The organism is Alistipes sp. D31t1_170403_E11 (genome assembly GCF_015553985.1).
Taxonomy (GTDB): domain Bacteria; phylum Bacteroidota; class Bacteroidia; order Bacteroidales; family Rikenellaceae; genus Alistipes; species Alistipes montrealensis.
Window position 1 is genome coordinate 344,581 of the sequence record NZ_JADNHQ010000001.1, and the last position, 24,562, is coordinate 369,142.

Genomic DNA, 24,562 nt, shown 5'->3' on the forward strand with positions numbered 1-24,562 from the left:
TATTATTAGTTACTCGTATCATAAGGAACCACGTCGGCCAGCACGCGTTCGCGGAACCACACATCGTCGTTATCGCGCAGCAGCACGGCCAGTTCGCGGCACAGCGAGGCGAACAGTTCGGGGTTCTCCTCCGGCGCGAGGTTGTGCAACTGGTAGGGATCGGCGGCATCGTCGAACAGCAATACGCGTTCGAGCCGGCCGTCGCGCCCGATGCGCAGCTCCATCGTATGCGTCGAAGTCTTTACGCCGCGCGCCTGGGCGAAGAAGCCGCGGACCATTCCGTCGGCATCGCGTTCGCCGTCGAGGTTGCGCATGTAAAGCGCCGCGCGCGGACGCCGGGGCTGCACGGCGTCCTGCCGCAGCAGGGCCGAATAGTCACGCCCCTCGACGCTCGCGGGAATCCGTTCGCCGAGGCCCGCCAGTCCCAGCAGTGTGGGCATGATGTCGGGCGTCGACAACAGCATGTCGTCCACACGGTGGGGAACCCGCCCGGGATAGCGCACCAGGAAGGGAATGTTCAGCGATTCGCGCCAGATCGAATTTTTGGGGTCGGCGGTCGAATGGCTGGTCATCGTCTCGCCGTGGTCCGAGGCGAAGACGACGATCGTATTCTTCGTGAGTCCGGCTTTGTCCAGCGCTTCCATGAGGCGGCCGAACTCCCGGTCGATACCGCTCACGTTGGCAAAATAGTAACGCGCGGCGGCAGCCTTGTCCATCGTCGTATCGGCGTTGTCGCGCACGAGCAGTTCGGTCAGCGACTTATCCTTGTAAAGTTCATACCCCTCCAGGTCGCAGTCGTCGGTCGAGGCATAGGGCGAATGCGGCGGATTCATGCCGATCATCATCAGGAACGGCTTTTTAGGATCGCGGACGCCGCCCTTGTTTTCGATATATTCGATGGCTTTGGAGACCTCGTGCTGCGGCGACCACTCGTCGATATCGTGGCGGTTGCCCGCGGTGTCCCAGTAATGGGGATGCTTGTGCACGTCGTACGTGCCGTAGGAATACCAGTAGTTGAAGCCGTGGCGGCGTTCGGGCGGGGTGTAGGCGTCCCACTCGGGAACGTCGTCACTGACATAGGTCCCCGGACGCTGGGGGTTGTTCCTGGTCGGGAAATCGGCGTGCAGTTTGCCGATGTAGGCGCAGTCGTAACCCGCCGCCGAGAAGACATCGCCGATACACTCGGCATCCTCGCGCAGCGAACTCTCGGGCCGCTCCGACATGCAATTCAGCACTACGCCGCTCCGCTCGGGATACATACCCGTCAGCAGCATGCCCCGGTGGGGACTGCTCACGGGGAAGTTACTCACCGCCTCGGTCAGCACCGTGGCTTCGCGGGCAAAACGATCGAGGTTGGGCGTCACAACCGGATCGCCCTTCCACCCCACCTCGGCGGCAAACTCCGGATCGCTCCAGAAGCCCAGCGAGGAGTTGCGGTACTGGTCGGGAAAGACATAGATCACGTTGGGGCGCTCGGCCGCCGACTGCCCGCAGGCCGTCAGGGCAAGGCCCGCAAACGGAATTACAGTTTTTACTTTCAACATTTTATCGTATTTCAATCAGATTCACTTCGCGCGTCGCGCCTTCGCGGCACGTGAAGGTCAATCGGGTGTTTTCGCCTTCGGCCTCGGCACGGCATCCCGGCGTATCGCCGTCCGGCTGCCAGCGGCCGCGGATCACGACCGCCAGTTCCGATGCCTCCGAGGGGTTATCGATCCACGTGCGGGAGTAGATGCTCCGCTCGACGCGTTTTCCGTCGGCATCGAACACTTCGTCGCTCGGCCCCTCGTAAAACCGCAGGTCGGGGTCCGCGACGCTCACCGTCAACCCGCCTTTGCCGCCGCCGATCATTACCAGCGAAGGCAGCGACACGCTTTCCAGCACACCCACACCCACCTTACCGGCGGCAAAGAGCGCATAGCCCGTAATACCCGACGGCCTGTCGCGCAGGATGTGCGCCGAAGCGTCACGGCGCAACACCTCGTAGGGCAGTTCCCGGCCGTAACGCGCCACGTCGTCGTCCGACGCGTGCACGACCAGCATGTATTCGTACCCGCCGCCGCTGACCACGCCGCCGTGGTCGATCCATGCCGTTGCGAAATTATTTTCGGTCGGAGCATCGGTCTCTTCGTCGAGCGAGTGCTGGAGCGTCTTTTGGATATGCACCCGGCCCTGCGGCACGAAGTAAGCGTTGCGCAGGTTGTCGCGCAGGACCGCACCGCCCGAAAGTTCGGCCCGGTAGGGGAATTCCGTCGCAGCAACGCCGTTCACGATGACCGGATCGGCCTCATTCTCCAGAAAATTCTGGAACAGCGTCGTGTGCAGGCCGCCCTCGGCCTTGTTTTCGATGTCCGAACCGAGGCATACAACCCGGTCGTCGAACAGGAAAACCGATTTGAGCGCCCGGAGCGAACCGTTGTATTTGTCGTGCTCGTGCAGTTTCATCGCGAACATTCCGTCGCGGCCCCGGTGGCTCACACCTCCGGCAAATGCTTCGTCCGAAAGGAGCATCTCCTCGTAGCCCGAACAGGTGTCGACATTCAGGATGTCGGCCTTCATTCGCTCCATCGGGATTTCGAGCGCCGTCGTCCCGGGAATGTGACGCCAGTCCCAGCCCTCCTGGCGGAATCCGCTGCCCAAAGCACTCACGGGATCACCGTCGGCAAGCAGTTGCACGCTGCCGTGCGTCAAATAGCGGCCATAGTGGTTGGCGCCCTGATAAATCTCCGCCGCCCAGAGGTAGCGGCTGTGTCCCGCAACCGTAACGAGCCAATCGCTGCGGCGGTGCGACACCGAGGCGTTATATCCGTAAACGCGGGTTCCGACGGGCGAAGGCTCGGGGACAATACCTTTTTCGGCGAACAACCGCGTATAAGCATCTTTTCCTTTGGCCACACGCAGGTAGGCCGCGGCCAGTTCCGCGTCGACCGCCTCACGGCCATCGGGCGACCCGGCGAGGGCCAGCCGGGCATAGTGCCACGGAATCAAGGCTCCCTTTCCGTCGGGATGGCGGCCCGAGAGGGCCAGCGGGAACGACCGCAGATTGCAGTAGAAACGCATTTCGAGCAGCGCGCGTTTCAGGTTTTCATGGCTTTCGGCACTCACCGCGAACTGCGTGTTGGAGAGCAGCCACACGGCATTGACCGCCCCGCCGCTGAACCCGTCCACGGCATAGGCCGGATAGTGGCGGCGGTGGTGGAAAACCGTACCGTCGCTCTTGAAGCAGGGCCCGGTTCCCTCGGTAACCTTATAGCCGTTGTCGACCCAGCGGGAGAAGGCTTCCAGATAGGCCGCCTTGACCGGAGTGTCGGGCAGCATCACGATGCTCGCCAGACGGCCGATGAGCGACGTATTGAAGGCGTCGATGTCCATGCCCGGCTCCGCAGGCGGAAGTTTCACCTCGCCTACGCCCGAGAACCACTCCATTGCCTGCTGCACGTCGTGCTCCAGCCCCGCACGGCGCAGTACGTCGCGCATGATGACCGGAGCCGTATAGAAATTGCGCATGCTGTAACCCAGATGGTGCAGGGTTCCCAAAGCACTTCCCGCGGCAAAACCCTGATCCAAAAGATGCCGCGTCAGCAGCACGTACATCCGTTCCAGCTCGGCCCGTTCGGCGGCGTTGGCAGCGGCATCGTGGGCCACGGCGACCTGAAACATGAAATCGTTGTATTTGCGCAGCGTCTGGTCGTTGTCGTTGAACAGTTTGCCGATAGCGGGGTGTCCGAGGTTGATGTAGGTTTCGGCATAACGTACGAACCAGATCGGTTTGCCTTTAACCGTCCCGTCGGGATTCTCCGTAATGCCGTAACCGGCGAAGCGTTTACGCAGGGCATTCATTGCCGCCGGCTTTTTGTCTTCCAGCAACAGCTCCCGCAGGCGTTGTCCGACGGTCGCCATATCGCGCCTCTCAGCCTCGCTGATCACGGCCGGGACCGCGGGCATCGGGTTGCGCCACGATCGCAGCAGCGTGAGCCAGTGGCTCGTGGTCGCAGCGTTGATGAACGGAGCCTGGAAATCGGCCGTATGGTGTCGCACGTCCTGGAACGACGAGAGGATCAGGTGGTCGAAGAACAACTCGCCTTTTTTGACGCCTTCCGCCCTGATCACCAGTTCGTCCATGCCCTCCTCGGGGCGGCCCTGCATGTCTCGGTCGAAAGCCACCCATGCGCCGCGCCAGCCCGAGAACTCCAGTCCGTAGTCGAACCACGCGCAGGTGCGCCCCGCCTTGCGGAACTCGAAGTGCAGTTTGCCCGTCAAAGCCTTCGGGGCGTAGACCCAGAAAACGAAGGTCGAGACGGAAGTCTCCTTGGGATTGGGATTTTCCGACAGGTAACCCACCGGGGATTCGATACGCACCCCGGCCCCCTCCCGCGACCATTGCCAGCGGACCGAACGGGCGCCGTGCTTGTAATGGTCGCCCGAAACACTCAGCGACGAGCCTTTCGATGCCGTAAAAGGCGCCGCAGACTCTTCGAACGAGAGAATCCGTGCATCGGCGACCTCCCGCACCGACTGAGCCGGTGCGGCCAGCGACCATACCGACGCAGCGGCGAGAAATAACAGTTTACGCATGGGCATCGGGTTTAAAACAAGGGCTCACCCGCCTCCACGCGGCCTTTGCGAATCAGCGCTTCGAGGAAATAGTAATCGGCATAGTTCAGCGGCACGTCGACGTTGCTGCCGTGCGGAATGCTGCCCACGGAGTGCATCAGCAGAAAACCGCCGTTCCCGCCCACCGGGGCGCGGTAGGCCGGCGAAGAAAGCGACTCGATGATCTTGTCGGCCTTCTGCTTGTAAAGGTCGTTGCCCGTATAGGTGTATATTTCATAGAATGCCGATGCGATAATGGCGGCCGTCGAAACGTCGCGCGGTTCGTCGGGGATGTTCGGCGCATCGTAGTCCCAGTAGGGAACCAGGTCGGCAGGCATATTCTTGTCGTTGAGCATGAAATTCGCCACCTTCTCCGCATGGTCGAGGTAGCGCTTGTCGCCCGTGTAGCGGTAGCAGGCCGCATAACCGTAAACGGCCCACGCCTGCCCGCGCGCCCATGCCGAATCGTCGGCATAACCCTGCGCCGTGCAGCGTCCGCGCACATCGCCCGTCGTCAGGTCGTAGTCTACGACATGGTAGCAACTGAAATCATCACGGAAATGCTCCTTCATCGTCCGGTCGGCATGCTTCACCGCGATATTATAATAGGTGCTGTCGCCCGAGAACTCCGTAGCCTTGAACATCAGTTCGAGGTTCATCATGTTATCGATGATCACCGGGACCTGCCAGCCGCGCTCGCCCTGCCAGCCCCGGTCGGAATCCCACGACTGGATAACGCCCGGAACGGGACGGTAACGCGTCGCGAGCGATTTGGCCGTCTGGACGATCACGTCCTTGTAGCCGGGAACGTTTTTCAGGCGCAGCCCGTTGCCGTAGCTGTCGTAGATCATGAAGCCCACGTCGTGATGCCACTGGAGGTATTGCACCGAGTCGAGGATTTCGGTGTGTTTCTGCGCACGCGCAGCCCACTGTTCGTCGCCCGTCAGTTCGTACATATACCACAGCGTTCCGGCAAAGAAACCGCTCACCCAGTCGTCGACGGGCACGTAGTCGATCCGGCCGTTCTTCCAGGTCGAAGGAATGCGGATCACACCGCCCGTTTCGCTCGAATCGGCCAGCATGCCGATCTGCTTTTCGGCGATGGCAATATTCTCGCCAATAATCGACGCGCGCTTCCCGGGCTGCGAGCAGGCTGCGGCTCCTGCGAGGAGGAGTGCGGCGATCGTGTATTTAAATACAGTCTTCATAAATAGGTAATTAACGTTTTATTTTGGTAAACCAAATCAACTTTCCGGACAAAGATAAAGTTTTTTCCAGACTTTCAACATATTTTAATAACTTTTTCTGATGAAAATAAAATTTTTATTATTTTCTATCGTTAAAATTTTGGTTATCCAATTTCTTTATCTACATTTGGCCAAATAAGATTCTATGAAAAAAGTATTAAATTACGGAGTGTCAGCGATTTTAGGGTTATTCGCCACTCTTTGGAGTCAAAACGCCGCAGCAGCGATAGATGCTAAAATCAGCTTTGAAACGGAAATTCCCAAAGCTTTCGTATGCGGCGAAAACAGCACAGCCGAACTCAGCGGCCTCCGCTACAAGGACGGAACCCATTCGCTGCGCTGGTCGTGGAGCGCCCCTTCGACGCTTCGTTACAACGATTTCGGACAACTGATGCGCTCGATGCGCGTCAAAGGCGCAGGCGTCATGCTCTGGATCTACAACCCCAAAGCCGTCGACGCCGACATGCGTTTCTCATTCGAGACGCCCACCGGCGAAGTCCCCTACTGGTTCGATTTCCACATGGACTTCACGGGCTGGCGCGCCTGCTGGATCAAGTACAACGACATGCCGGGCGACCACGCCTCGCAGCAGGTTTCGCGGCTCATCGTTTCGACGCCCGCCGGAGTCGAAAGCGGGGAGCTGTTCCTCGACCGCCTGACCTTCTCCGAAGTCAAACTCCACGACCAAATCACCCCCGACAAGCAGATTCCCGACAACAACTGCAACCTCAAGCGCGAATTGTGGCACTGGGCCCGCCTCTGGGAATGGGAACAGTATGCCTACGAAGAGCCGTTGCGCGAGATCACCCCTGCGGAGAAATCCCAGCTCGACGCCGTGAAGTCGCGCATCGAAAGCATCGTCGCGGCCAACATGTCGAGCACCAACTACATCAACGGCACGATCATCCCGCGCGCACTGGCGACCTATGAGAAAGCAGAAATCCGCCGCACCGCCGACGGAGGCGTACTCGGCGCACCGCTGCTCTCGAACGACGAGTGCAACCGCCCGAAAGGCGAACTGCGCCTCGACGACATCGAAAACATGCTCAACGCCTTTGCGCTGAACAGCTACATCAACAAGGATTCGAAATACGACGACGACTTCTTCCTGGTGATAGACCACGCTATCGACCAGGGCTTCGCCTTCGGCCACGGCAACGGAACCAACCACCACTACGGCTACAACGTGCGCAAGATTTACGACGCCATGTGGCTCATGCGCGACAAGATCGCCACCCGCGGCAAAACCGACGAATACGTCAAGGTCCTGGCCTACTGGAGCGGCCTTGCGGAGACGCGCAAGCCCTATGTCTACGGGCGCGACGAGTTGCTGGACTCGTGGCACACGCTGCTCATCCCCAAGATTATCAGCGCCCTGATGCTTCCCTCCGAAGCCGAACAGTACCGCGCCATGAAGGGCCTCGGAGTGTGGCTCTCGGGCAGCCTCGACTTCACGCCGGGCACGATCGGCGGCATCAAACCCGACGGCACGACCTTCCACCACGGCGGCTTCTACCCGGCCTACTCGACCGGAGCGTTCGCCATGATCGGCTACTACTGCAAAGCCACGGCCGGGACCGATTTCATCCTCTCCGAGCCGGCTCGCCGCAACTTCAAACTGGCCCTGATGACCATGGCCAACTACACCGACCTGCGCGACTGGGGCCTCGGTCTCGCCGGCCGCCATCCCTTCGGCAAAAACGGCCGCATTCCCGACGCCGATGTCAACGCCTTCGGCTATCTGGCCACGCAGGGCGATCTGACGGGCAGCGGCAAGGGCGCGGACACCGAACTGGCAGGCGCCTACCTGCGCCTGAAAGGCACGGACAAGGAGCTGAACAACCTTTTCAAGAAAGAGGGCATATCGGCAGGACCTACGCCGTCGGGCTTCTTCGTCTATAATTACGGCGCTGCAGGCATTCACCGCCGAGACAACTGGATGGTGACGCTCAAAGCCTACAATTCTGATGTCTGGGGCTCGGAAATATACACCAAAGACAACCGCTACGGACGTTACCAGAGCTACGGCTCGGCGCCGATCATCGGCTCGGGCAATCCCGTGACGGCCGCCGCGAGCGGATTCGTACAGGACGGCTGGGACTGGAACCGCGTACCGGGCGCCACGACCATCCACCTGCCCTACCCCGAACTGGAAAGCCCGCTGCCGGGAACGCTCATGGAGCGCAATCTCGAGCGTTTCTCGGGCGCCTCGTCGCTCGAAGGCCGCAATGGCGTACTGGCCTTCCAGTTCGTCGAGAAGGATCGCAAGAACTTCACCCCGGGCGCTACTGCCCATAAGTCGGTCTTCTGCTTCGACAACCGGATGGTCTTCCTCGGCAGCGGCATCGACAACGACAACTCCGCTTATCCCACCGAAACGACGCTCTTCCAACTGCAACTGGACAGCCCGGGCGAACAGCTGGAAGTCGACGGACAAGTCTACGACGCCTTCCCGCTCAACCTCACGAAGGGCGGCGAACGGCTGGCACTCTCCGACACGAAGGGCAACTTCTACGTGGTGAAGAACGCCGGGGCGGTGAACATCGTCAAGCAGGAGCAGACCTCGCCCAACGACAAGACCCGCGCACTCCAGACGGGCAACTTCGCCACGGCTTGGATCGACCACGGCCGCGCGCCCAAGCAGGCCGAATACGAATATGCGGTCTACATCCAGCCCTCGAACAAAGAAATTACACGCTTCATCAAGAAAGACGGCTACGAGGTGCTGCGCAAGGACAACACGGCCCACGTCGTAAAGGACTTCGCCACGGGCATCACGGGCTACATCTGTTTCGGGGAGTACACGGGCGAAGGCCTTGTGCGCAAGGCGACTGAAGAGACGATCTTAATGGAGCGCACCGACGCGGACGGGCAGGTCGTGATGAGCGTCTGCACACCCGATCTCGGCCTCACGGAGAAGACCTACACCACGCGCCAGGAGAGCCAGCCCATCGAAAAAGAGGTGCTCCTCGACGGCGCATGGGAACTCGCCGCACAATATCCGGGCGTCACGGCCGTTTCCCACGATACCGGAACACTGCTGAAGATAACCTGCCGCCACGGACAGCCCGTGGAGTTCCGGCTTAAGAAGAAATAACCATTTTTATCCCACAACCTATCTATTTTTATGAAAAAAGCACTTAAACGCATGGCTGCGGCAGCGCTGCTGACCCTGTCGGTATTCCGGGCAGGGGAAGCATTCGCTCAGAGCACCGTGGACGGACGCGTGGTCGACGCCAACGGTGCACCGCTGGTGGGCGTAACCGTACTGATCAAGGGGACGCAGTCGGGAACGGCCACGGGCGCCAACGGCAGTTACTCGATCAAGGCGAAGGAGACCGAAACACTCGTCTTCTCCTACCTCGGTTACACGACCGTCGAGGAATATGTCGGCAAACGCACCGCGATCAACGTCAAAATGACCGAAGAAGCTTCGCAGATCGGCGCCGTCGAGATCGTCAACATCGGTTACGGAACCACCACGCGCCGCGACCTCACCGGATCGGTAGCCAAAGCCGACCTGGGAACGATGATGAAGGCCAACGTCACCAACTTCGACCAGGCGCTGGGCGGACGCATCGCCGGCGTGGTAGTCACCACGGGCGACGGCTCGCTGGGCTCCGAGGCCAATATCACCATTCGCGGCAACAACTCGCTCACGCAGAGCAACGCCCCGCTCTACATCATCGACGGATTCCCGTCCGAAGGTTCGTTCGCCGCGTCGATCAACCCCGCGGACATCGAGTCGATCGACGTACTGAAAGACGCTTCGGCGACCGCCATCTACGGTGCGCGCGGCGCCAACGGCGTCATCGTGATCAACACCAAGCGCGGCAACGAGGGCAAGCCCACGGTGAACTTCAGCGCCGCATTCTCGCTCAACAAGATCGCCAACAAAATGGACCTGCTCGACTCCTACGAGTTTGTGAAATTACAGCAGGACTGGGGCGTCGACATGGACAAAACCTATTTCAGCGAAGGCCTGACGCTGGACGACTACCGCAACATCAAAGGCATCGACTGGCAGGACCGGCTCTACCGCACGGCTTTCCAGCAGAACTACAACGTCTCGCTCTCGGGCGGCAACAAGGAGGGCATGCGCTACAACGTGGGCTTCTCGGCACTCGACCAGGACGGCATCATCATCCGGTCGAACTTCCAGCGTTACCAGGGCAAGGCCAATTTCACGCTGCCCATCTCGAAGAAACTGTCGCTGAACGTGAACACCAACTATTCGCGCACGGTAACCAACGGCGTGACCCCCACCACGGCACAGACGACCTCGTCTTCGTCGGGCTGGCTCATGTTCTCGGTCTGGGGCTACCGTCCGGTGACCTCCCCGGGGCAGGACATCCTCGACTCGATGCTCGACGCGGACGTAGCCGGATCGGACGACTATCGTTTCAACCCGGTGAAGACCGCTAAAAACGAGTACCGCAAAACGCTCGTGGACTACCTCAACGCCAACGCGGCGCTGACGTGGAAGATCACCCCCGAACTGACGTTCAAGACGACGGGCGGCTACGTGCTCAACAAGCGCCGCCGCGAGGAGTTCAACGGCAGCCAGACCTACACCGGATACGCCGGATCGCCCAGCGGCAAGGGCGTCAACGGCGCCATCTACTGGACCGACCAGACGAGCTGGTCGAACGAAAACACGCTCAACTACAAGAAACGCGTGGGCCGCGACCACAACCTCGACCTGATGGCCGGCCTCTCGCTCCAGGGACAGAAGAACACCTACGACGGCGTTTCGTCGACACAGATCACCTCCGAGGAACTGGGCATCGCGGGTATTTACACGGGTAACTACCAGAAGGTCCAGAGCAACTATTACGACTGGCGGATGATGTCGGCTTTCCTGCGCGCCAACTACAACTTCCGTTACAAATACTACTTCACCTTCTCGTTCCGCGCCGACGGTTCGTCGAAATTCCCCTCCGACAACCGCTGGGGTTACTTCCCCTCGGCCGGTCTTTCGTGGAACTTCAACCGCGAGAACCTGCTGAAAAAGAGCGAATGGATGAGCAATGGCAAGCTGCGCCTCTCGTGGGGCCTCACAGGTAACAACCGCACGCAGACCCCCTACGACTTTTATTCGCAGATCACCGTCAACCCCGGCTCGGGCAGCTCGCTCGACTACGTGTTCAGCGGCGAGCGCGTGCCGGGCTACTACGTTTCGAACATGGCCAACGAAAAGCTCAAGTGGGAAACCACCGAGCAGTGGAACGCCGGCCTCGACCTCGGATTCTTCGAGGACCGCATCAAACTGACGGCCGACTGGTACGACAAGGTGACGCGCGACCTGCTGCTCTACGCCCTGCTGCCCGCCTCGTCGGGCTTCGAACAGGGGATGCTCAACATCGGCAAAATCCGCAACCGCGGGTTCGAACTGACGCTCGAAACGGTCAACGTCAAGAACCGGCAGTTCCAGTGGTCCACCTCGTTCAACATCGCTTTCAACCGCAACAAAATCCTCGGACTGGTCGACGGGCAGAACACGCTCCAGAGCTCCGTGTCGTGGGAGACGCGTTTCAACTCGCAGTTCCCCTACATCTCGCAGGTGGGCAAGCCCACGGGCATGATGTACGGTTTCATCTACGACGGAACCTACAAGGCCGAAGATTTCGACGACAAGGGCAACCTCGTCGGCGGCGTTCCCTCGTTCAAGGGCAACACGATGCAGCCGGGCGACATGAAATACCGAGACATGAACGGCGACGGCGTCGTCGACGACTACGACCGCACGATCATCGGATGCGGACAGCCCCTTAACACGGGCGGTTTCGGCAACAACTTCAACTGGAAGAATTTCGACCTGAATATCTTCTTCGCGTGGAGTTACGGCAACGACATACTCAACGCCAACCGCCTCGTCTTCGAATCGGGCTGGAAGAGCCAGACCAACCAGTTGGCCTCCTACGCCAACCGCTGGTCGCCGGAGAATCCCACGTCGAACATCCCGCGCGTCGGCGCCACGGGCCGCGAGGAGTACTCGTCGCGCGTGATCGAGGACGGTTCGTTCCTGCGCCTGAAGAACATATCGCTGGGCTACACGCTGCCGAGCCGTTCGCTCCGCAAAGCGGGCATCAGCCAGATGCGCGTCTACGTCTCGGCCGACAACGTCTGGACGCTGACGGGTTACAGCGGCCCCGACCCCGAGGTTTCGACCCGCAATTCGGTATTGACCCCCGGATTCGACTGGTCGGCATATCCCCGCGCATTCGGCTTCACGGCCGGCGTAAACCTCACTTTCTAACGGTTTAAACGCAACATTACGCTATGAAAATCAAACGCATATACAGACTGGGAACACTGGCGCTGCTCGCAGCGGCCTTCTCGGCATGCAGCTTCCTCGACACCGATCCGCAGATCATTCCCGACGAAGGCTACTACAACAGCGAGAAGAAGCTGATCTACGGCCTTGCCGGCGTCTACGGCGTGCTGAACAGCGAGGCGCTCTACGGCCACTATTACTCGCTGCAAATCGCCAACGCCGACGACCTCTGCTATTTCAACAACTACAACAACGGCGAATCGCGTCCGGACCGGTACAACCACAGCGCCGGCACGACGGTCATCTACGACGCCTGGTCGAAACTCTACGAGGGTATCAAGAACGCGAACCGCTACATCGAAGCCGTCGAGAAGACGAACATCGATCCCGAAGAACTTTCGGTCGACATCGGGCTTTACATCGCCGAAGCTCGCTTCCTGCGGGCCTACTACCACTTCCTGCTGGCACAGGCGTGGGGCGACGTGCCCCTGCGGGTCAAGGCGACCACCTCGCCCAACCCCAACGACGTGCAGATGGCGGCAACGCCGCAGGAGCAAATCCTCAAATGGTGCGCCGACGAGATCGAAGCCACGATTCCCGACCTCTACGAGACTGTCGAAAACACCCCGTCGCGCGTCAGCCAGACCGTCGCCCAAGGCATCCTGGCCCGCGTCTACCTCTTCATGGCCGGGGAGACGGTGAAAGAGATCGAAGGGCTGAGCAAGAAGGAGATGTACAACCAGGCAGCCTACTGGGCAAACCAGGTGATCATCTCCAACAAACACGACCTGAACGACAGCTACGAAGAGGTCTTCATCAACATGATCCGCGACCAGTACGACACGCAGTACCACGAGTCGATGTGGGAAGCCGAATTCCTCGGCGACCGCACCAGCGCTACGAACTGGACGAACGGGCGTATCGGCGATCTGATCGGCCTGCGTTCGCAGTCGGGACTGACCAACTATTCGGAGTGGGCCTGCAACTACTCCTACGGTTACTACAACGGCTCCTACACCCTGTGGCAGCTCTACTGGACCGAAGATCGTACGGCCGACGAAGCGTCGGACGCCACGAAGATCACCGACGTACGCCAGGAATGGAACCTGCCGGGCTACAACTTCCGCGGCCTGAACAACCAGAAGATCACCTACAAGAACAAGGAAGGCGTAAGCGTGACGCGTTACCTGAAGCAGGCGCAGAGCATGTACAAAACGCCGTGGCTCTACAACAACGGCTTCGCGACGCCCGACATCGAAGGTCTCGACCAGACCATCACCGATGCGTTCGACCCCGCCGACCTCGTATACGATCCGACAATCATGTGCGCGATCCGCAACGCCGGCAAATGGCGCCGCGAGACGGTTTACGAAAAGCAGATGTCGGCCAAGAGCCTCTATACGACGATCAATTTCCCGATCCTGCGTTACGCCGACGTGCTGCTGATGTATGCCGAAGCGATCAACGAATACGCCGGGGCGCCGGACGACCAGGCCAAGGAGGCCATCCGGAAAATCCGCCGCCGTGCAGGCATCAAGACCGACGAGAGCCAACTCAGCGACTATCGCTCGTTCCGCGATCTGGTGCGCAATGAACGCGGACGCGAACTGGCTTTCGAGGGGCTCCGCAAATGGGACCTGATCCGCTGGGGCATCTTCGTCGAGAAGATGCACAACGCCGGGACCAACGCCCCGACGGAGAACAAGTACCACAACGTCAGCTACACGAACTACCTGGCCGCGAACTACGCCAACGTCGCCGCCCGCCACATCTACCTCCCGATCCCGACCAAGGAACTGGCGGTGAACCATGCGCTCAAACAGAACTCTTTATGGTAAAACGCATAATTGCAGAGCATACGATGAATACGAAACGAATCACATACCTCGCAGCGGCGCTGGCCTTCGCCTCCGTGGCAGCCTCGTGCGAGCACGATGAAATCTACGAGCCGCTGGAATTCTCGGTACAACTGGCGCCAACGAACACCTACCTCACGGGCGACCCCGTCGCCTTCAATTTCAGCGGCAACGCCGATTTTATCACCGTCTGGACCGGCGACACGGGACACGAATACAAGCACAAGGACCGCACGACGGTCGACGTTGCGGACATCGAGTCGTGCGAACTGGAGATCGAGATCAGCCAACAGTACGGCACGCTGAACAACCTCGACCTGTTCGCAGGCAACAAGTTCGCAGGACTCAACGGCAGCGACGCCGCCACCGACCGCCCCGTGGTCGAAGCCATCGCGGCAAGCAGTTACGCCGACTGGAAGCAACTGGCTTTCACGCCGAACAGCGCCAACAAGTTCGAGACCTACACCTTCGACATCACAGAGTTTGCCGACAATTTCTCATGGGGCATGCACCTCTATTATCCGGACCCCAAGACAACGATGCGTACCTACCGTATCAACCCGAAAATTACGGTGCGGTTCAAGGGTTACGACACGCAGGTATACAACTACCTGGACATGGAGTTCGTGCCCTTCTCGCTCGCCGCACAGCACGCCGAAGACCCCTACATCCACAATGTTTCGGGCAACGGCAACCTGAAATTCCAGGGCCAGCCGGGAGCGAACAATACAGCGAACATCGTCTTCCAGGGCTTCAGCGCCGGGGCTTTCCCCGAGATCGAACAGTGGGCTTTCATGCAGCCGATCGCGCTCAACACGATTTCGCCCGACACCGGACAGAACATCAAGGGCGTAACCGACGACCTGCCCAGCTACGAGTACACCTACACCAAGCCGGGAACCTATACGGCGACCTTCATCGTCGCCAACGGCAACTACCAGGGACAGTCGGCCCCGACCCGGTACGAAGTGACGTTCACGGTGATCGACCGAATCGAATAACCCGGCCGAAAGCTTTCGAAAGCCCGCCCTTCCACAAGAAAGGCGGGCTTTTTCATAACATCCGGTTGCATTTCTGCGTTCTTTTCAGTAACTTTGGAGGTGCAACGTAACCTTAACAACCAAAACCGAAACAACCTGATCGTATGAAGGCTGAATTACAGGAAATAGCATCGCAGTTCGCGCTGGAAGGCGCCATCACGGCAATCGACTCGCTGGGCGAGGGTTTCATCAACGACACGTTTATCGTCCGCACGGCGGGCAACGCGCCGGATTATATCCTCCAGCGTAAAAACAAGAACATCTTTCCCGATGTCCCGGCCATGATGGAAAACATCCGCAAAGTGACGGACCATATCCGCCGCGGCGTCGAAGCCGCCGGAGGCGATCCCAAGCGCGAGGCGATGACGGTCGTAGCCACACACGACGGGAAGCTCTACCATGTAGACGCCAAAGGCGATTACTGGGCCGTTTCGGTTTTCATCAGCGACACGATTGCTTACAACAAGGCCGACTCCCCGGCGCTGGCCCGCAAGGGCGGCGAGGGCATCGGTAAGTTCCAGGCCCAACTGGCGGACTTCACCGAGCCGCTGGCCGAAACGATCAAGGGCTTTCACAACATCCGCCACCGTTTCGTGCAGTGGGACGAAGCCTTGAAGCGCGACGCCGCCGGCCGCGTGAAAGACCTCCAGGAGGAGATCGGCTGGATCGAGTCGCGCCGCGGCGAGATGCTCGCCTTCTGGTCGAAGGTCGAGGACGGCACGATTCCCACGCGCGTGACACACAACGACACGAAGATCAACAACATCCTCTTCGACAAAAACGGCGAGGTATTGTGCGCCATCGACCTCGACACGGTGATGAACTCCACGTCGCTCAACGACTTCGGCGACGCCATCCGTTCCTACACCAACACGGGCGACGAGGACGACCGCGACCTTCAACGCGTCGGCATGTCCCTCGACATGTTCCGCGCCTACACCGAAGGATTCCTTTCGCAGCGGGCCAAACAGCTCAACCAGGCCGAAATCGACCACCTGGCATTCTCGGCGCGTTACATCACCTTCGAACAGGTGCTGCGCTTTTTGATGGACTACATCGACGGCGACACCTATTATAAGATAAAATACCCCGAACACAACCTCGTGCGCACGCACGCCCAGTATAAACTGCTGCAAAGCATGGAAGAGCAGTACGGCACGATGTGTGAAATCGTACGGGAAACCGTAGCCAAATACAAATAAACAATGGACATTCGCAAGATAGCGGGAATCGCGCCCGATGACCGGGCGGCCGTGGAAGAGGCGTTCGCCGGCATCGACTCCCAGCCGATCGCGTGCTGCAACTGGCCCGCCGAATTTCCCTATGCACCGGAAGTAAGTTTCCGGATGTTCCATACGGGCGACTACCTGATGCTGCGTTTCGACGTTGCGGAACGCTACACCGCTGCGCTCGTCACGGAGGACAACGGCGAGGTTTGGACCGATTCGTGCGTGGAGTTCTTCATCGCCCCCGACGACGGGATGTACTACAACTTCGAAACCACCTGCATCGGGCGCATGCTTCTCGGAGCGCGCAAATCGCGGACCGAAGCCGAACACGCCTCCCCCGAGGTGCTGGCGAGCGTAAAGCGCTACACGACGCTGCCCGGCGAGCCTTTCGCCGAACGCGAAGGCGACAACCGCTGGTCACTCACGCTGGCCATTCCCCCGCAGGCGCTTTTCCGCCACGGATTCACCGACTGGAGCGGCGCGGAGGCCCGCATGAACCTTTACAAATGCGGCGACAAGCTCTCGCACCCCCATTTCCTGTCGTGGCGGCCGATCCGGACCGGGAAACCCGATTTCCACCGTCCCGAGTTTTTCGAACGGGTCGTATTTGAAAAGTAAAACGCATAGAACCGAGCCGGCGAATAATCCGGCCGCGATGCGCCCCTTCCGAGGAAGAAACACAGGGCCGGGCCGAAACCATGGAAACAACCGGAAACGATGCTAAAACAGAGAAAAGATTAAATAATATCAAGCAATGAACAACAAGTATTCACTCCCCAAAGACGGAGGCCTGATTTCGGAATCGGCTCCCCGTGACATCATCCACCGTTACGAGAAAATCCACACCAAAGTCTACGAAAACGAGTACGAAGGCGTGCAGTACGTTGCCGACAACATCGTCAAGGCAATCCGCACCTACAACGAAATCCACTGCTCGAACGAAGTTTACGAGGAGTCGCAGCCCTTCGTACTGGGCCTCACGACGGGGCGCACCCCGCTGGGACTCTACCGCGAACTGGTAAAACGCCACAACGAAGGCCAGATCAGTTTCCAGAACGTCGCCGTTTACAGTCTCGACGAGTTCTACCCGATCAAATCGACCGAACAGCAGAGCCGCAACTACCGCATTCACGAGGAGTTCCTCAACCACATCGACATTCTGCCCGAGAACGTCCACATTCCCGACGGTACGATTCCTGAAGACCGGATTTCGGAGTACTGCGCATCGTACGACCACGCTGTGCGGCACATCGACCTGATGATCATCGGCGTCGGCGAGGACGGCCAGATCGGCTTCAACGAACCTGGGTCGTACTCCCGTTCGCGCACACGGCTGGTGCAGTTGACCTACAACACCCGCAAAATCCAGTCGGGCGCCTTCTTCGGCCTGGAGAATACGCCCAAGATGGCGATCACGATGGGTATCGACACGATCATGCGCGCCAACCGCATCATCCTGATGGCCTGGGGCGAGGAGAAAGCCCGCATCGTCCAGCGGGTCGTCGAGGGCGAAATCACGGACCAGGTTCCGGCCTCCTATCTGCAGGCACACCCCAATATCGAAGTAGTTATCGACGAGAACGCCGCACAACTCCTGACCCGCGAGCAGACGCCGTGGATGGTAGGTCCCTGCGACTGGACGCCGAAGTTCGTCCGCAAAGCCGTGGTGTGGCTCTGCGGCGTAGTGAAAAAGCCCATCCTGAAGCTCACCTATAAAGATTACATCGAAAACTCGCTGGGCGAACTGCTCGAGCAGGGCCGTGCCTACGACCAGATCAACATCGACGTGTTCAACGACCTCCAGCACACGATCACGGGCTGGCCGGGCGGCAAACCCAATGCCGACGACTCGACACGTCCCGTCTCCTCGTCACCCTTCCCCAAACGGGTGATCGTTTTCTCGCCGCACCCCGACGACGACGTGATCTCGATGGGCGGTACGTTCATCCGCCTCGTGCAGCAGGGCCACGACGTGCATGTAGCCTACGAAACCTCGGGCAACGTAGCCGTACACGACGACGTGGTGCTGCAAAACATCGACACGGCCCGCGAACTGGGCTATGGCAACCACTACGCCGAGGTCGAGAAGATCATCGCCGGCAAGAAAAAGGGCGAACCCGAGCCGCGTCCCCTGCTCGACCTGAAGGGCGCCATCCGCCGCGCCGAGGCACGGGCCGCAGTCCGCTCGTTCGGCCTGAATCCCGACACCAACGCCCACTTCCTCAACCTGCCGTTCTACGAAACAGGCGGCATCAAGAAGGGCCTGCTCACGGAGAAGGACATCGAAATCATCGTCAAACTGCTGCGCGAAATCAAGCCTCACCAGATCTACGCCGCCGGCGACCTGGCCGATCCCCACGGCACGCACCGCACCGCCATGGAGGCCATCCTGGGGGCCCTCGAAGTCGTGAAAGACGACGAATGGCTCAAGGAGTGCCACCTGTGGCTCTACCGCGGCGCCTGGATGGAATGGGACCTCGGCATGGTGGACATGGCCGTGCCCCTGTCGCCCGACGAACTGATCATGAAGCGCCACGCCATCTACCGCCACCTCTCGCAGAAGGACATCATGCCGTTCCCGGGCAGCGACCCCCGCGAATTCTGGCAGCGGGCCGAGGAGCGTACGCAGAACACCGCAAAGCTTTACGACCAGCTCGGCATGGCCGAATACCAGGCTATCGAGGTTTTCGTGAAGATGTTCTAAGCCTCTTCGCAAAAACGAATGAACATATAACCAAAACAATTACCCCATGCGCTTAATTATCGAAAATACCCCGCAGCAGGTGGCCCAGTGGGCAGCCAACTACATCATCGCCCAGATCAAGAACAAGGAGCAGTATACCTCCTCCCCCTTCGTGCTGGGACTCCCGACGGGTTCGACCCCACTGGAAACCTACAAGGAACTGATCCGCCGCCATAAGACCGGCGAAGTGTCGTTCAAAAATGTCATCACGTTCAACATGGACGAGTATGTGGGCCTTCCCGAGGAGCACCCCGAGAGCTACCACTCGTTCATGTGGAACAACTTCTTCAAGCATATCGACATCAAGCCCGAGAACGTCAACATCCTCGACGGCAATGCCGAGGACCTGGTGAAGGAGTGTGCCGACTACGAGGCCCGCATCGTCGAGGCCGGAGGCATCGACCTCTTCATGGGCGGCGTAGGCGAAGACGGCCATATCGCGTTCAACGAACCGTTCTCGTCGCTCAACTCCCGCACGCGCCTCAAGACCCTGACGCAGGACACCATCCAGGTCAACGCCCGTTTCTTCGGCGGCGATATCAACCTCGTGCCGAAAACCGCCCTGACGGTAGGCGTGGGCACGGTGCTGTCGGCCAAGAAGGTGCTGATTCTCGCCACGGGCCACAAGAAAGCCCGCGCAGTGCGCCACGGCGTCGAAGGTTCCTACAACCACCAGTGGACCATCTCAGCCCTGCAGGTGCATCCCAACGGAATCCTCGTGTGCGACGACCCGGCTGCCGAGGAGTTGCGCGTAGCTACCTACCGCTACTTCAAGGACATCGAACGGGAGAACCTGATCTCGAAATAAGCGCATTTTCGAATACGACGAATCCCGCAGGGTTTTGCCCTGCGGGATTTTTTTCAATGCCCCGAACCGGAAAACGGAACATCCGGCTGCATTTCAGGGCCTGATAATTTGTTAATTGCGGGAAAAATTTTATCTTTGTAGAGCATTGCTTATATGGTGAAATCGTGGGAGTATCGCTCAAAGACATAGCCTGCAAGCTCAATCTCTCGAAGACGACCGTCTCGTGGGTCCTCTCGGGTCAGGGTGCAAAGAAAGGAATCAGCGCGGAGACCCAGAACCGCGTATTCGCCTGCGCCCGCGAACTCGCCTACGAACCCAACCTGCTGGCCCGGAGCCTCAACACGGGCGCCTCGAAAACCATCGGGCTGATCCTGCCCTCGATCTCGGACACCTTCTTCGCGCACATCGCCGACCGGATCGAATCGGAGGCCGAAAAGGAGGGCTATTCGCTGATGATCGCGGGCTCGGGCTCCGAAGCCGAACGCGAAAACGCCCTGATACGCCTTTTCCGTTCGAAACAGGTCGATGGCATTATCATCGCCCCGGCAGACGCTTCGGGAAGCGAAATCGACAATCTCGTGGCGAGCAATTTCCCCGTGGTGCTGTTCGACCGCTGCCTTGCTAAAACAGAGGCCAGTTGCGTCGTTATCGACAACGAACTGAGCAGCTACGCGTTGGTCAGCCACCTGACCGCCCGGGGATTCCGCCGGATCGCCATCATCACGACCGTTCCCCACCTCCCGACCATGCAACTACGGCGCGAAGGCTACCTCCGGGCACTGGCGGAAGCAGGCCTTCCGGCCGATCCCCGCCTCTACGGGGAAGTCACCTATGCCGGTTACCGGGAAAACACCCGCGACACGCTCGACCGCATCCTCCGCGCGGCGCCCGATACGGACGGCTTTTTCTTCACCACGCACATCCTCGCCACCGAAGCCCTGCGCTATTTCCACGACCGCGGCATCAGCGTCGACGACGGCAGCCGGGGACTCGCCTGCATGCACGCGGACCCGCTCTTCCGCCTGGCGGCTCCGCGAATGAACGTCGCCCGCTTCCCGGTCGAGGAGATCAGCGCGAACGCCGTGCGCCTGCTGCTGCGGCAAATCCGCGAAAGCCAATCGCCCGGCTCCGCCCGCCCGGCTCCCGAATCGGTGGTGCTGCCCTGCCGCATGGAATTCCGGGACGAATAACTCATAAAAAGCCGATACGAAGAACCCGCAAGACTTGTCTGTCCTGCGGGTTCTCACCGGAAACCAATCTCTAAATAATCCGGTTCCCAATTATTCCTTAGCGGCCAATATGATCCTGTCGACGGCAAAATAGGCCGGAGCAAGTAATCCGAACTCATTTACCTCGTTCGAATCAGGCGAGAAGGTCAGGCAGTCCACTTCACCCAAAGCCGAAAGATCGACCATTTTCCAGTCCGACACTTTTTTCGTCCCCTCGATCAGCGTACACTCCACACGACCGGTCTCATCCCCATTGAGCGAACCGGTAATTTTCACCTTATAATAATAAGAGGCGGCATCCACCTGCATCGGTTCGTAAGGGTACGTAATCGCAGTGTTGGCCATATAGAGGTAGCGCACCTGACGCGGCTCCACAAATTCGATTGTCGGAATTGCATAGCCTTCCGTATAACCGTCGAAAAAACCGATCATGCAGTTCGAAGAACCCTTTGCACCCTTATCTGCCCATACCATGAACTGATTCGCGTAATCAACGCTGGTTGCGGTTTTCCCATAATTGGCGGTGACCACGAAACCAGCCCAGTAATCCCCGTAACCGGTGTCAGCCGAAAAATGGGTCCCGAACCAGACATTCTGGTCCGAAGTCGAGCAAAGATACCCGTTATAAACGCCGCCTTCAGCCAATTCGTCGTAATAACCGCCCTTCGCCCAGAAAACATGATGGTGGTTACCTGCCGCAGAACCGCCGCTAACGGTAACATCACCGAGCTGCACGGGTTCGCCGTCGATAGCGAGCATGCCCTCTTCGGACTCAAACGAGATCACATCGTCAGTCTCGGGAGCGGGACCGGGTTCAGGTTCGGTTACATGCACAGTGCAGGTTGCCGACACCGAACCGTATGTCGCCGAGATTTTGGCGGTTCCGGCAGCCACCGCTGTCACAAGGCCTGCGTCCGAAACCGACGCGAACTGCGTGGCGTCCGAGGACCATACTACCTTGTCGTCCGTATCGGCCGGTGTCGGCGTAGCGGAGAGTTGCAGGGTTTCGCCGACGACGAGGTCCTTTTCCGTGCAGTCCAGCACGACCGCAGTCGCCGGAACCCGCGTGTTGTCATCGTCCGAGCAAGCCGCAAACACGGCGGCAATCAATGCAATGCAGAAAAATTTCGTCAGTTGTTTCATTTTTTATTTTTTTAAGATTATGTCATCCACACAAAAATAGTAAGGAGCCGACCGGTCGCTGCTCTTCACGGTAAAAGTCAGGCAATCGACCTTGCCCAACGCCGTGAGGTCGAAGGTCTTCCACGAATCGACCTTCCCGGCGCCTTCGACGAGCGGACACTCCACCACCCCGGTCTGCACATCGTTCAGTTTTCCCGTGATATTCACGACATAACTGTCGCCCTCACGGCCTTTGAAATAATGATATGTCCAACCCGAATTGGCCAAAGCGATCGAAACGACTTCACATGCGCCGCCCGTGAAGTCGATCTGCGGACTGGTGTAATCGCCTGGCATTGCCATTCCTGAAGAACGGATGTCGTAGCAAACTGCAAAAATCGCCGATCCGCCGGCTCCGCTTTCGGCATACGCCTCGAACTGGTTTTCAACGCCGCCCGAACTGCCCCGGTTCGCATTGGACGAAAGGACAAAACCGCCCCATGTATCGAAACGAGCGTCGTAAAGCGTTCCATCGCAATAATACGATGAAAACCAAACAGCATCGTCGGCGGTCGAAAAATAGGGACCGGCATAATAAAGCTGGTCGTAATCATCATATATATCTCCCGCCTCGGTATACTCCTTGGCCCAGCAGACATTGGAGTAAGTGTCCGTATTTTTACCGCTCACTACAGAAATCGTCCCGAGGGTTACCCCCAGTCCATCGACAGTTGTCATTTTTTCAGATGCCTCGAATGAAATCAGTTCATCGACGCGAATCGTACAGCGGGCGGAAAAATCCCCGCACGAAGCCGTTACGACAGCCGTACCCGAAGCCACTGCTTCGACCAGGCCCGTATCCGATACCGTAACCACATCCTCATCGTCCGAGCTCCACGCCACAGGATCGGCAACGTCCCCGGGCGTCAGTGTTGCTGCTAACTGCAAGGTCTCTCCGGGAACGATTTGCGCCTTGTCCTTGTCAAGTGAAATACCGGTAACGGCAACAGGCGGCACATCGGATTTCTCATCCGAGCAAGCCGTCAGCAAGAGGACTGCAAATGCAAAAAGGAAAAATTTTTTCATCATAATATGTGCGTAAAAATAAAAAATCCGGTCCCGGAACCTCCCGGAATCGAACCTTTTTCACGCCCATACCCGCATTCCGATAATGAAATACAGAGACTTATGACGGTCCGTTCTCCGCAGACGCATCCGAAAAAAAGATTCTTCCCCTCGGGAAGTCACAAGGCAGGTCTTCTGGCTCGTTCCTGCCGCAACGCCTTCCCGGTTCTGGAACCAGTGGCTTAAAGCGTGTTGCGGCAACTCTCGGAACTTACAGCAGCGGGAACTGCTGCCGATTTTCACGGCATTCCCTTTTAATCACACGGGGCCTTGCCCGGCCCTTTGTGAACCATTGCGGTGCAAATTTAGGAAATTAATTTATATCTTTGCCCCCGCAAACATATAATTCGTGAAAATTATGAAGCACGCATACGTATTCCCGGGCCAGGGAGCCCAGGCTGTCGGAATGGGTAAAGACCTCTACGACAACGTTCCCGCAGCAAAGGAACTCTTTGAGAAAGCCAATGAAATCCTCGGCTTCCGTATCACCGACATCATGTTCGCCGGTACGGACGAGCAGCTCAAGCAGACCAAAGTCACCCAGCCTGCCGTATTCCTCCACTCGGTCATCATGGCCAAGGCGCTGGGCGTAAAGCCCGACGCAGCAGCCGGACACTCGCTCGGCGAATTCTCGGCACTCGTCGTTGCCGGAGCCCTTTCGTTCGAGGACGGCCTGAAGCTCGTTTCGAAGCGTGCGATGGCCATGCAGGCAGCTTGCGAGGCCCAGCCGGGCACGATGGCCGCTATTCTCGGCCTGGAGGACAGCGTGGTCGAGGAGATTTGCGCATCGACCGACGGAGTCGTCGTAGCCGCCAACTACAACTGCCCGGGCCAGTTGGTCATTTCGGGAGCCGTAGAGGCCGTAGAGGCTGCCTGCGAGAAGGCCAAGGCCGCCGGAGCACGCCGCGCGCTGCGCCTGCCCGTAGGCGGGGCATTCCACTCGCCACTGATGGAGCCCGCCAAGCAGGAACTTGAAAAAGCGATTGCCGAGGCGCCGTTCCAGACCCCCGTATGCCCGATTTACCAGAACGTAGACGCCAAACCGTATATCGATCCCGTCGCCATCAAAGCAAACCTGATCGCCCAGTTGACGGCTCCCGTGCGCTGGACCTACATCGTGAAGAACATGCTGGCCGACGGTGTTACGGAATTCACCGAACTCGGTCCCGGCAATGTGCTCCAGGGCCTCATTCGTAAGGTAGACGCCAACGCGGTTGTGGAATCGAAATCGACTTTATAAAACAAAAAGTCGCGCTTAAAAAAATAACGCCCTGATTTTCAGGGCGTTATTTT

15 protein-coding genes and 1 riboswitch are annotated in these 24,562 nt (G+C 59.0%); of the genes, 10 read left to right on the top strand and 5 right to left on the bottom strand.

Features of this window, described 5'->3' with window-relative positions:
* Positions 1–5: 5 nt before the first annotated feature.
* Genes I2E69_RS01345 through I2E69_RS01355 form a run of 3 tightly spaced genes read right to left on the bottom strand, consistent with a single transcriptional unit; the run spans position 6 to position 5,801 of the window.
* Complete coding sequence (locus tag I2E69_RS01345) at positions 6–1,544, bottom strand: sulfatase (protein ID WP_195458349.1); 1,539 nt, start codon at positions 1,542–1,544, stop codon at positions 6–8.
* Position 1,545: 1 nt separating this feature from the next.
* Positions 1,546–4,575, bottom strand: coding sequence for a chondroitinase family polysaccharide lyase (locus I2E69_RS01350; protein ID WP_195458350.1), 3,030 nt, complete (start codon positions 4,573–4,575; stop codon positions 1,546–1,548).
* Positions 4,576–4,586: 11 nt separating this feature from the next.
* Positions 4,587–5,801, bottom strand: coding sequence for a glycoside hydrolase family 88 protein (locus I2E69_RS01355; protein WP_195458351.1), 1,215 nt, complete (start codon positions 5,799–5,801; stop codon positions 4,587–4,589).
* 184 nt (positions 5,802–5,985) lie between these two features.
* On the opposite strand from I2E69_RS01355, the gene I2E69_RS01360 reads away from it, so the two are divergent.
* From I2E69_RS01360 to I2E69_RS01400, 9 genes are all read left to right on the top strand, one after another.
* On the top strand, positions 5,986–8,937 hold the full coding sequence (locus I2E69_RS01360; protein ID WP_195458352.1) for a chondroitinase family polysaccharide lyase: 2,952 nt from the start codon (positions 5,986–5,988) through the stop codon (positions 8,935–8,937).
* Positions 8,938–8,967: 30 nt separating this feature from the next.
* Positions 8,968–12,099, top strand: a complete 3,132-nt coding sequence (locus I2E69_RS01365) for a SusC/RagA family TonB-linked outer membrane protein (RefSeq protein WP_195458353.1) — start codon at positions 8,968–8,970, stop codon at positions 12,097–12,099.
* A 23-nt stretch (positions 12,100–12,122) separates the two neighbouring features.
* Positions 12,123–13,955, top strand: coding sequence for a RagB/SusD family nutrient uptake outer membrane protein (locus I2E69_RS01370; RefSeq protein ID WP_195458354.1), 1,833 nt, complete (start codon positions 12,123–12,125; stop codon positions 13,953–13,955).
* Entirely contained in the window at positions 13,949–14,974 is a 1,026-nt protein-coding gene (locus I2E69_RS01375; RefSeq protein ID WP_195458355.1) for a DUF5017 domain-containing protein, read from the top strand. Before I2E69_RS01370 ends, I2E69_RS01375 begins: the two co-directional genes overlap by 7 nt.
* A 143-nt stretch (positions 14,975–15,117) precedes the next feature.
* Positions 15,118–16,215 carry a phosphotransferase enzyme family protein gene (locus I2E69_RS01380; RefSeq protein WP_195458356.1) on the top strand — a complete coding sequence of 366 codons (1,098 nt, stop codon included), beginning with the start codon at positions 15,118–15,120 and terminating at the stop codon, positions 16,213–16,215.
* Between the two features lie 3 nt (positions 16,216–16,218).
* The gene (locus I2E69_RS01385) at positions 16,219–16,860 is read left to right on the top strand and encodes a carbohydrate-binding family 9-like protein (RefSeq protein WP_195458357.1); all 642 of its coding nucleotides are present in this window, start codon (positions 16,219–16,221) and stop codon (positions 16,858–16,860) included.
* 136 nt (positions 16,861–16,996) lie between these two features.
* Entirely contained in the window at positions 16,997–18,946 is a 1,950-nt protein-coding gene (locus I2E69_RS01390; RefSeq protein WP_195458358.1) for a 6-phosphogluconolactonase, read from the top strand.
* 46 nt (positions 18,947–18,992) lie between these two features.
* Positions 18,993–19,793 carry a glucosamine-6-phosphate deaminase gene (gene nagB, locus I2E69_RS01395; protein ID WP_195458359.1) on the top strand — a complete coding sequence of 267 codons (801 nt, stop codon included), beginning with the start codon at positions 18,993–18,995 and terminating at the stop codon, positions 19,791–19,793.
* A 164-nt stretch (positions 19,794–19,957) separates the two neighbouring features.
* Complete coding sequence (locus I2E69_RS01400; protein WP_195458360.1) at positions 19,958–20,983, top strand: LacI family DNA-binding transcriptional regulator; 1,026 nt, start codon at positions 19,958–19,960, stop codon at positions 20,981–20,983.
* Positions 20,984–21,073: 90 nt separating this feature from the next.
* Here the strand turns inward: I2E69_RS01400 and I2E69_RS01405 are convergent, their stop codons facing one another.
* Positions 21,074–22,165: a DUF4465 domain-containing protein gene (locus tag I2E69_RS01405; protein WP_195458361.1), complete on the bottom strand. Its 1,092-nt coding sequence runs from the start codon at positions 22,163–22,165 to the stop codon at positions 21,074–21,076.
* Positions 22,166–22,168: 3 nt separating this feature from the next.
* On the bottom strand, positions 22,169–23,233 hold the full coding sequence (locus tag I2E69_RS01410; protein ID WP_195458362.1) for a DUF4465 domain-containing protein: 1,065 nt from the start codon (positions 23,231–23,233) through the stop codon (positions 22,169–22,171).
* A gap of 143 nt (positions 23,234–23,376) precedes the next feature.
* Positions 23,377–23,578, bottom strand: a riboswitch (cobalamin riboswitch).
* Positions 23,579–23,627: 49 nt separating this feature from the next.
* Between I2E69_RS01410 and fabD the strand changes: the two genes are divergently transcribed.
* Positions 23,628–24,509 (top strand): ACP S-malonyltransferase, encoded by an 882-nt coding sequence (gene fabD / locus I2E69_RS01415; protein ID WP_195458363.1) that lies wholly within the window; start codon positions 23,628–23,630, stop codon positions 24,507–24,509.
* Positions 24,510–24,562: the final 53 nt, after the last annotated feature.

What these genes read in the sequence shown, in the direction of transcription:
- nagB (WP_195458359.1), top strand. Translation starts at nt 18,993, where the DNA reads ATGCGCTTAATTATCGAAAATACCCCGCAGCAGGTGGCCCAGTGGGCA.
- I2E69_RS01345 (WP_195458349.1), bottom strand. Translation starts at nt 1,544, where the DNA reads ATGTTGAAAGTAAAAACTGTAATTCCGTTTGCGGGCCTTGCCCTGACG.
- fabD (WP_195458363.1), top strand. Translation starts at nt 23,628, where the DNA reads ATGAAGCACGCATACGTATTCCCGGGCCAGGGAGCCCAGGCTGTCGGA.
- I2E69_RS01360 (WP_195458352.1), top strand. Translation starts at nt 5,986, where the DNA reads ATGAAAAAAGTATTAAATTACGGAGTGTCAGCGATTTTAGGGTTATTC.
- I2E69_RS01390 (WP_195458358.1), top strand. Translation starts at nt 16,997, where the DNA reads ATGAACAACAAGTATTCACTCCCCAAAGACGGAGGCCTGATTTCGGAA.
- I2E69_RS01375 (WP_195458355.1), top strand. Translation starts at nt 13,949, where the DNA reads ATGGTAAAACGCATAATTGCAGAGCATACGATGAATACGAAACGAATC.
- I2E69_RS01350 (WP_195458350.1), bottom strand. Translation starts at nt 4,575, where the DNA reads ATGCGTAAACTGTTATTTCTCGCCGCTGCGTCGGTATGGTCGCTGGCC.
- I2E69_RS01370 (WP_195458354.1), top strand. Translation starts at nt 12,123, where the DNA reads ATGAAAATCAAACGCATATACAGACTGGGAACACTGGCGCTGCTCGCA.
- I2E69_RS01405 (WP_195458361.1), bottom strand. Translation starts at nt 22,165, where the DNA reads ATGAAACAACTGACGAAATTTTTCTGCATTGCATTGATTGCCGCCGTG.
- I2E69_RS01355 (WP_195458351.1), bottom strand. Translation starts at nt 5,801, where the DNA reads ATGAAGACTGTATTTAAATACACGATCGCCGCACTCCTCCTCGCAGGA.
- I2E69_RS01365 (WP_195458353.1), top strand. Translation starts at nt 8,968, where the DNA reads ATGAAAAAAGCACTTAAACGCATGGCTGCGGCAGCGCTGCTGACCCTG.
- I2E69_RS01385 (WP_195458357.1), top strand. Translation starts at nt 16,219, where the DNA reads ATGGACATTCGCAAGATAGCGGGAATCGCGCCCGATGACCGGGCGGCC.
- I2E69_RS01410 (WP_195458362.1), bottom strand. Translation starts at nt 23,233, where the DNA reads ATGATGAAAAAATTTTTCCTTTTTGCATTTGCAGTCCTCTTGCTGACG.
- I2E69_RS01380 (WP_195458356.1), top strand. Translation starts at nt 15,118, where the DNA reads ATGAAGGCTGAATTACAGGAAATAGCATCGCAGTTCGCGCTGGAAGGC.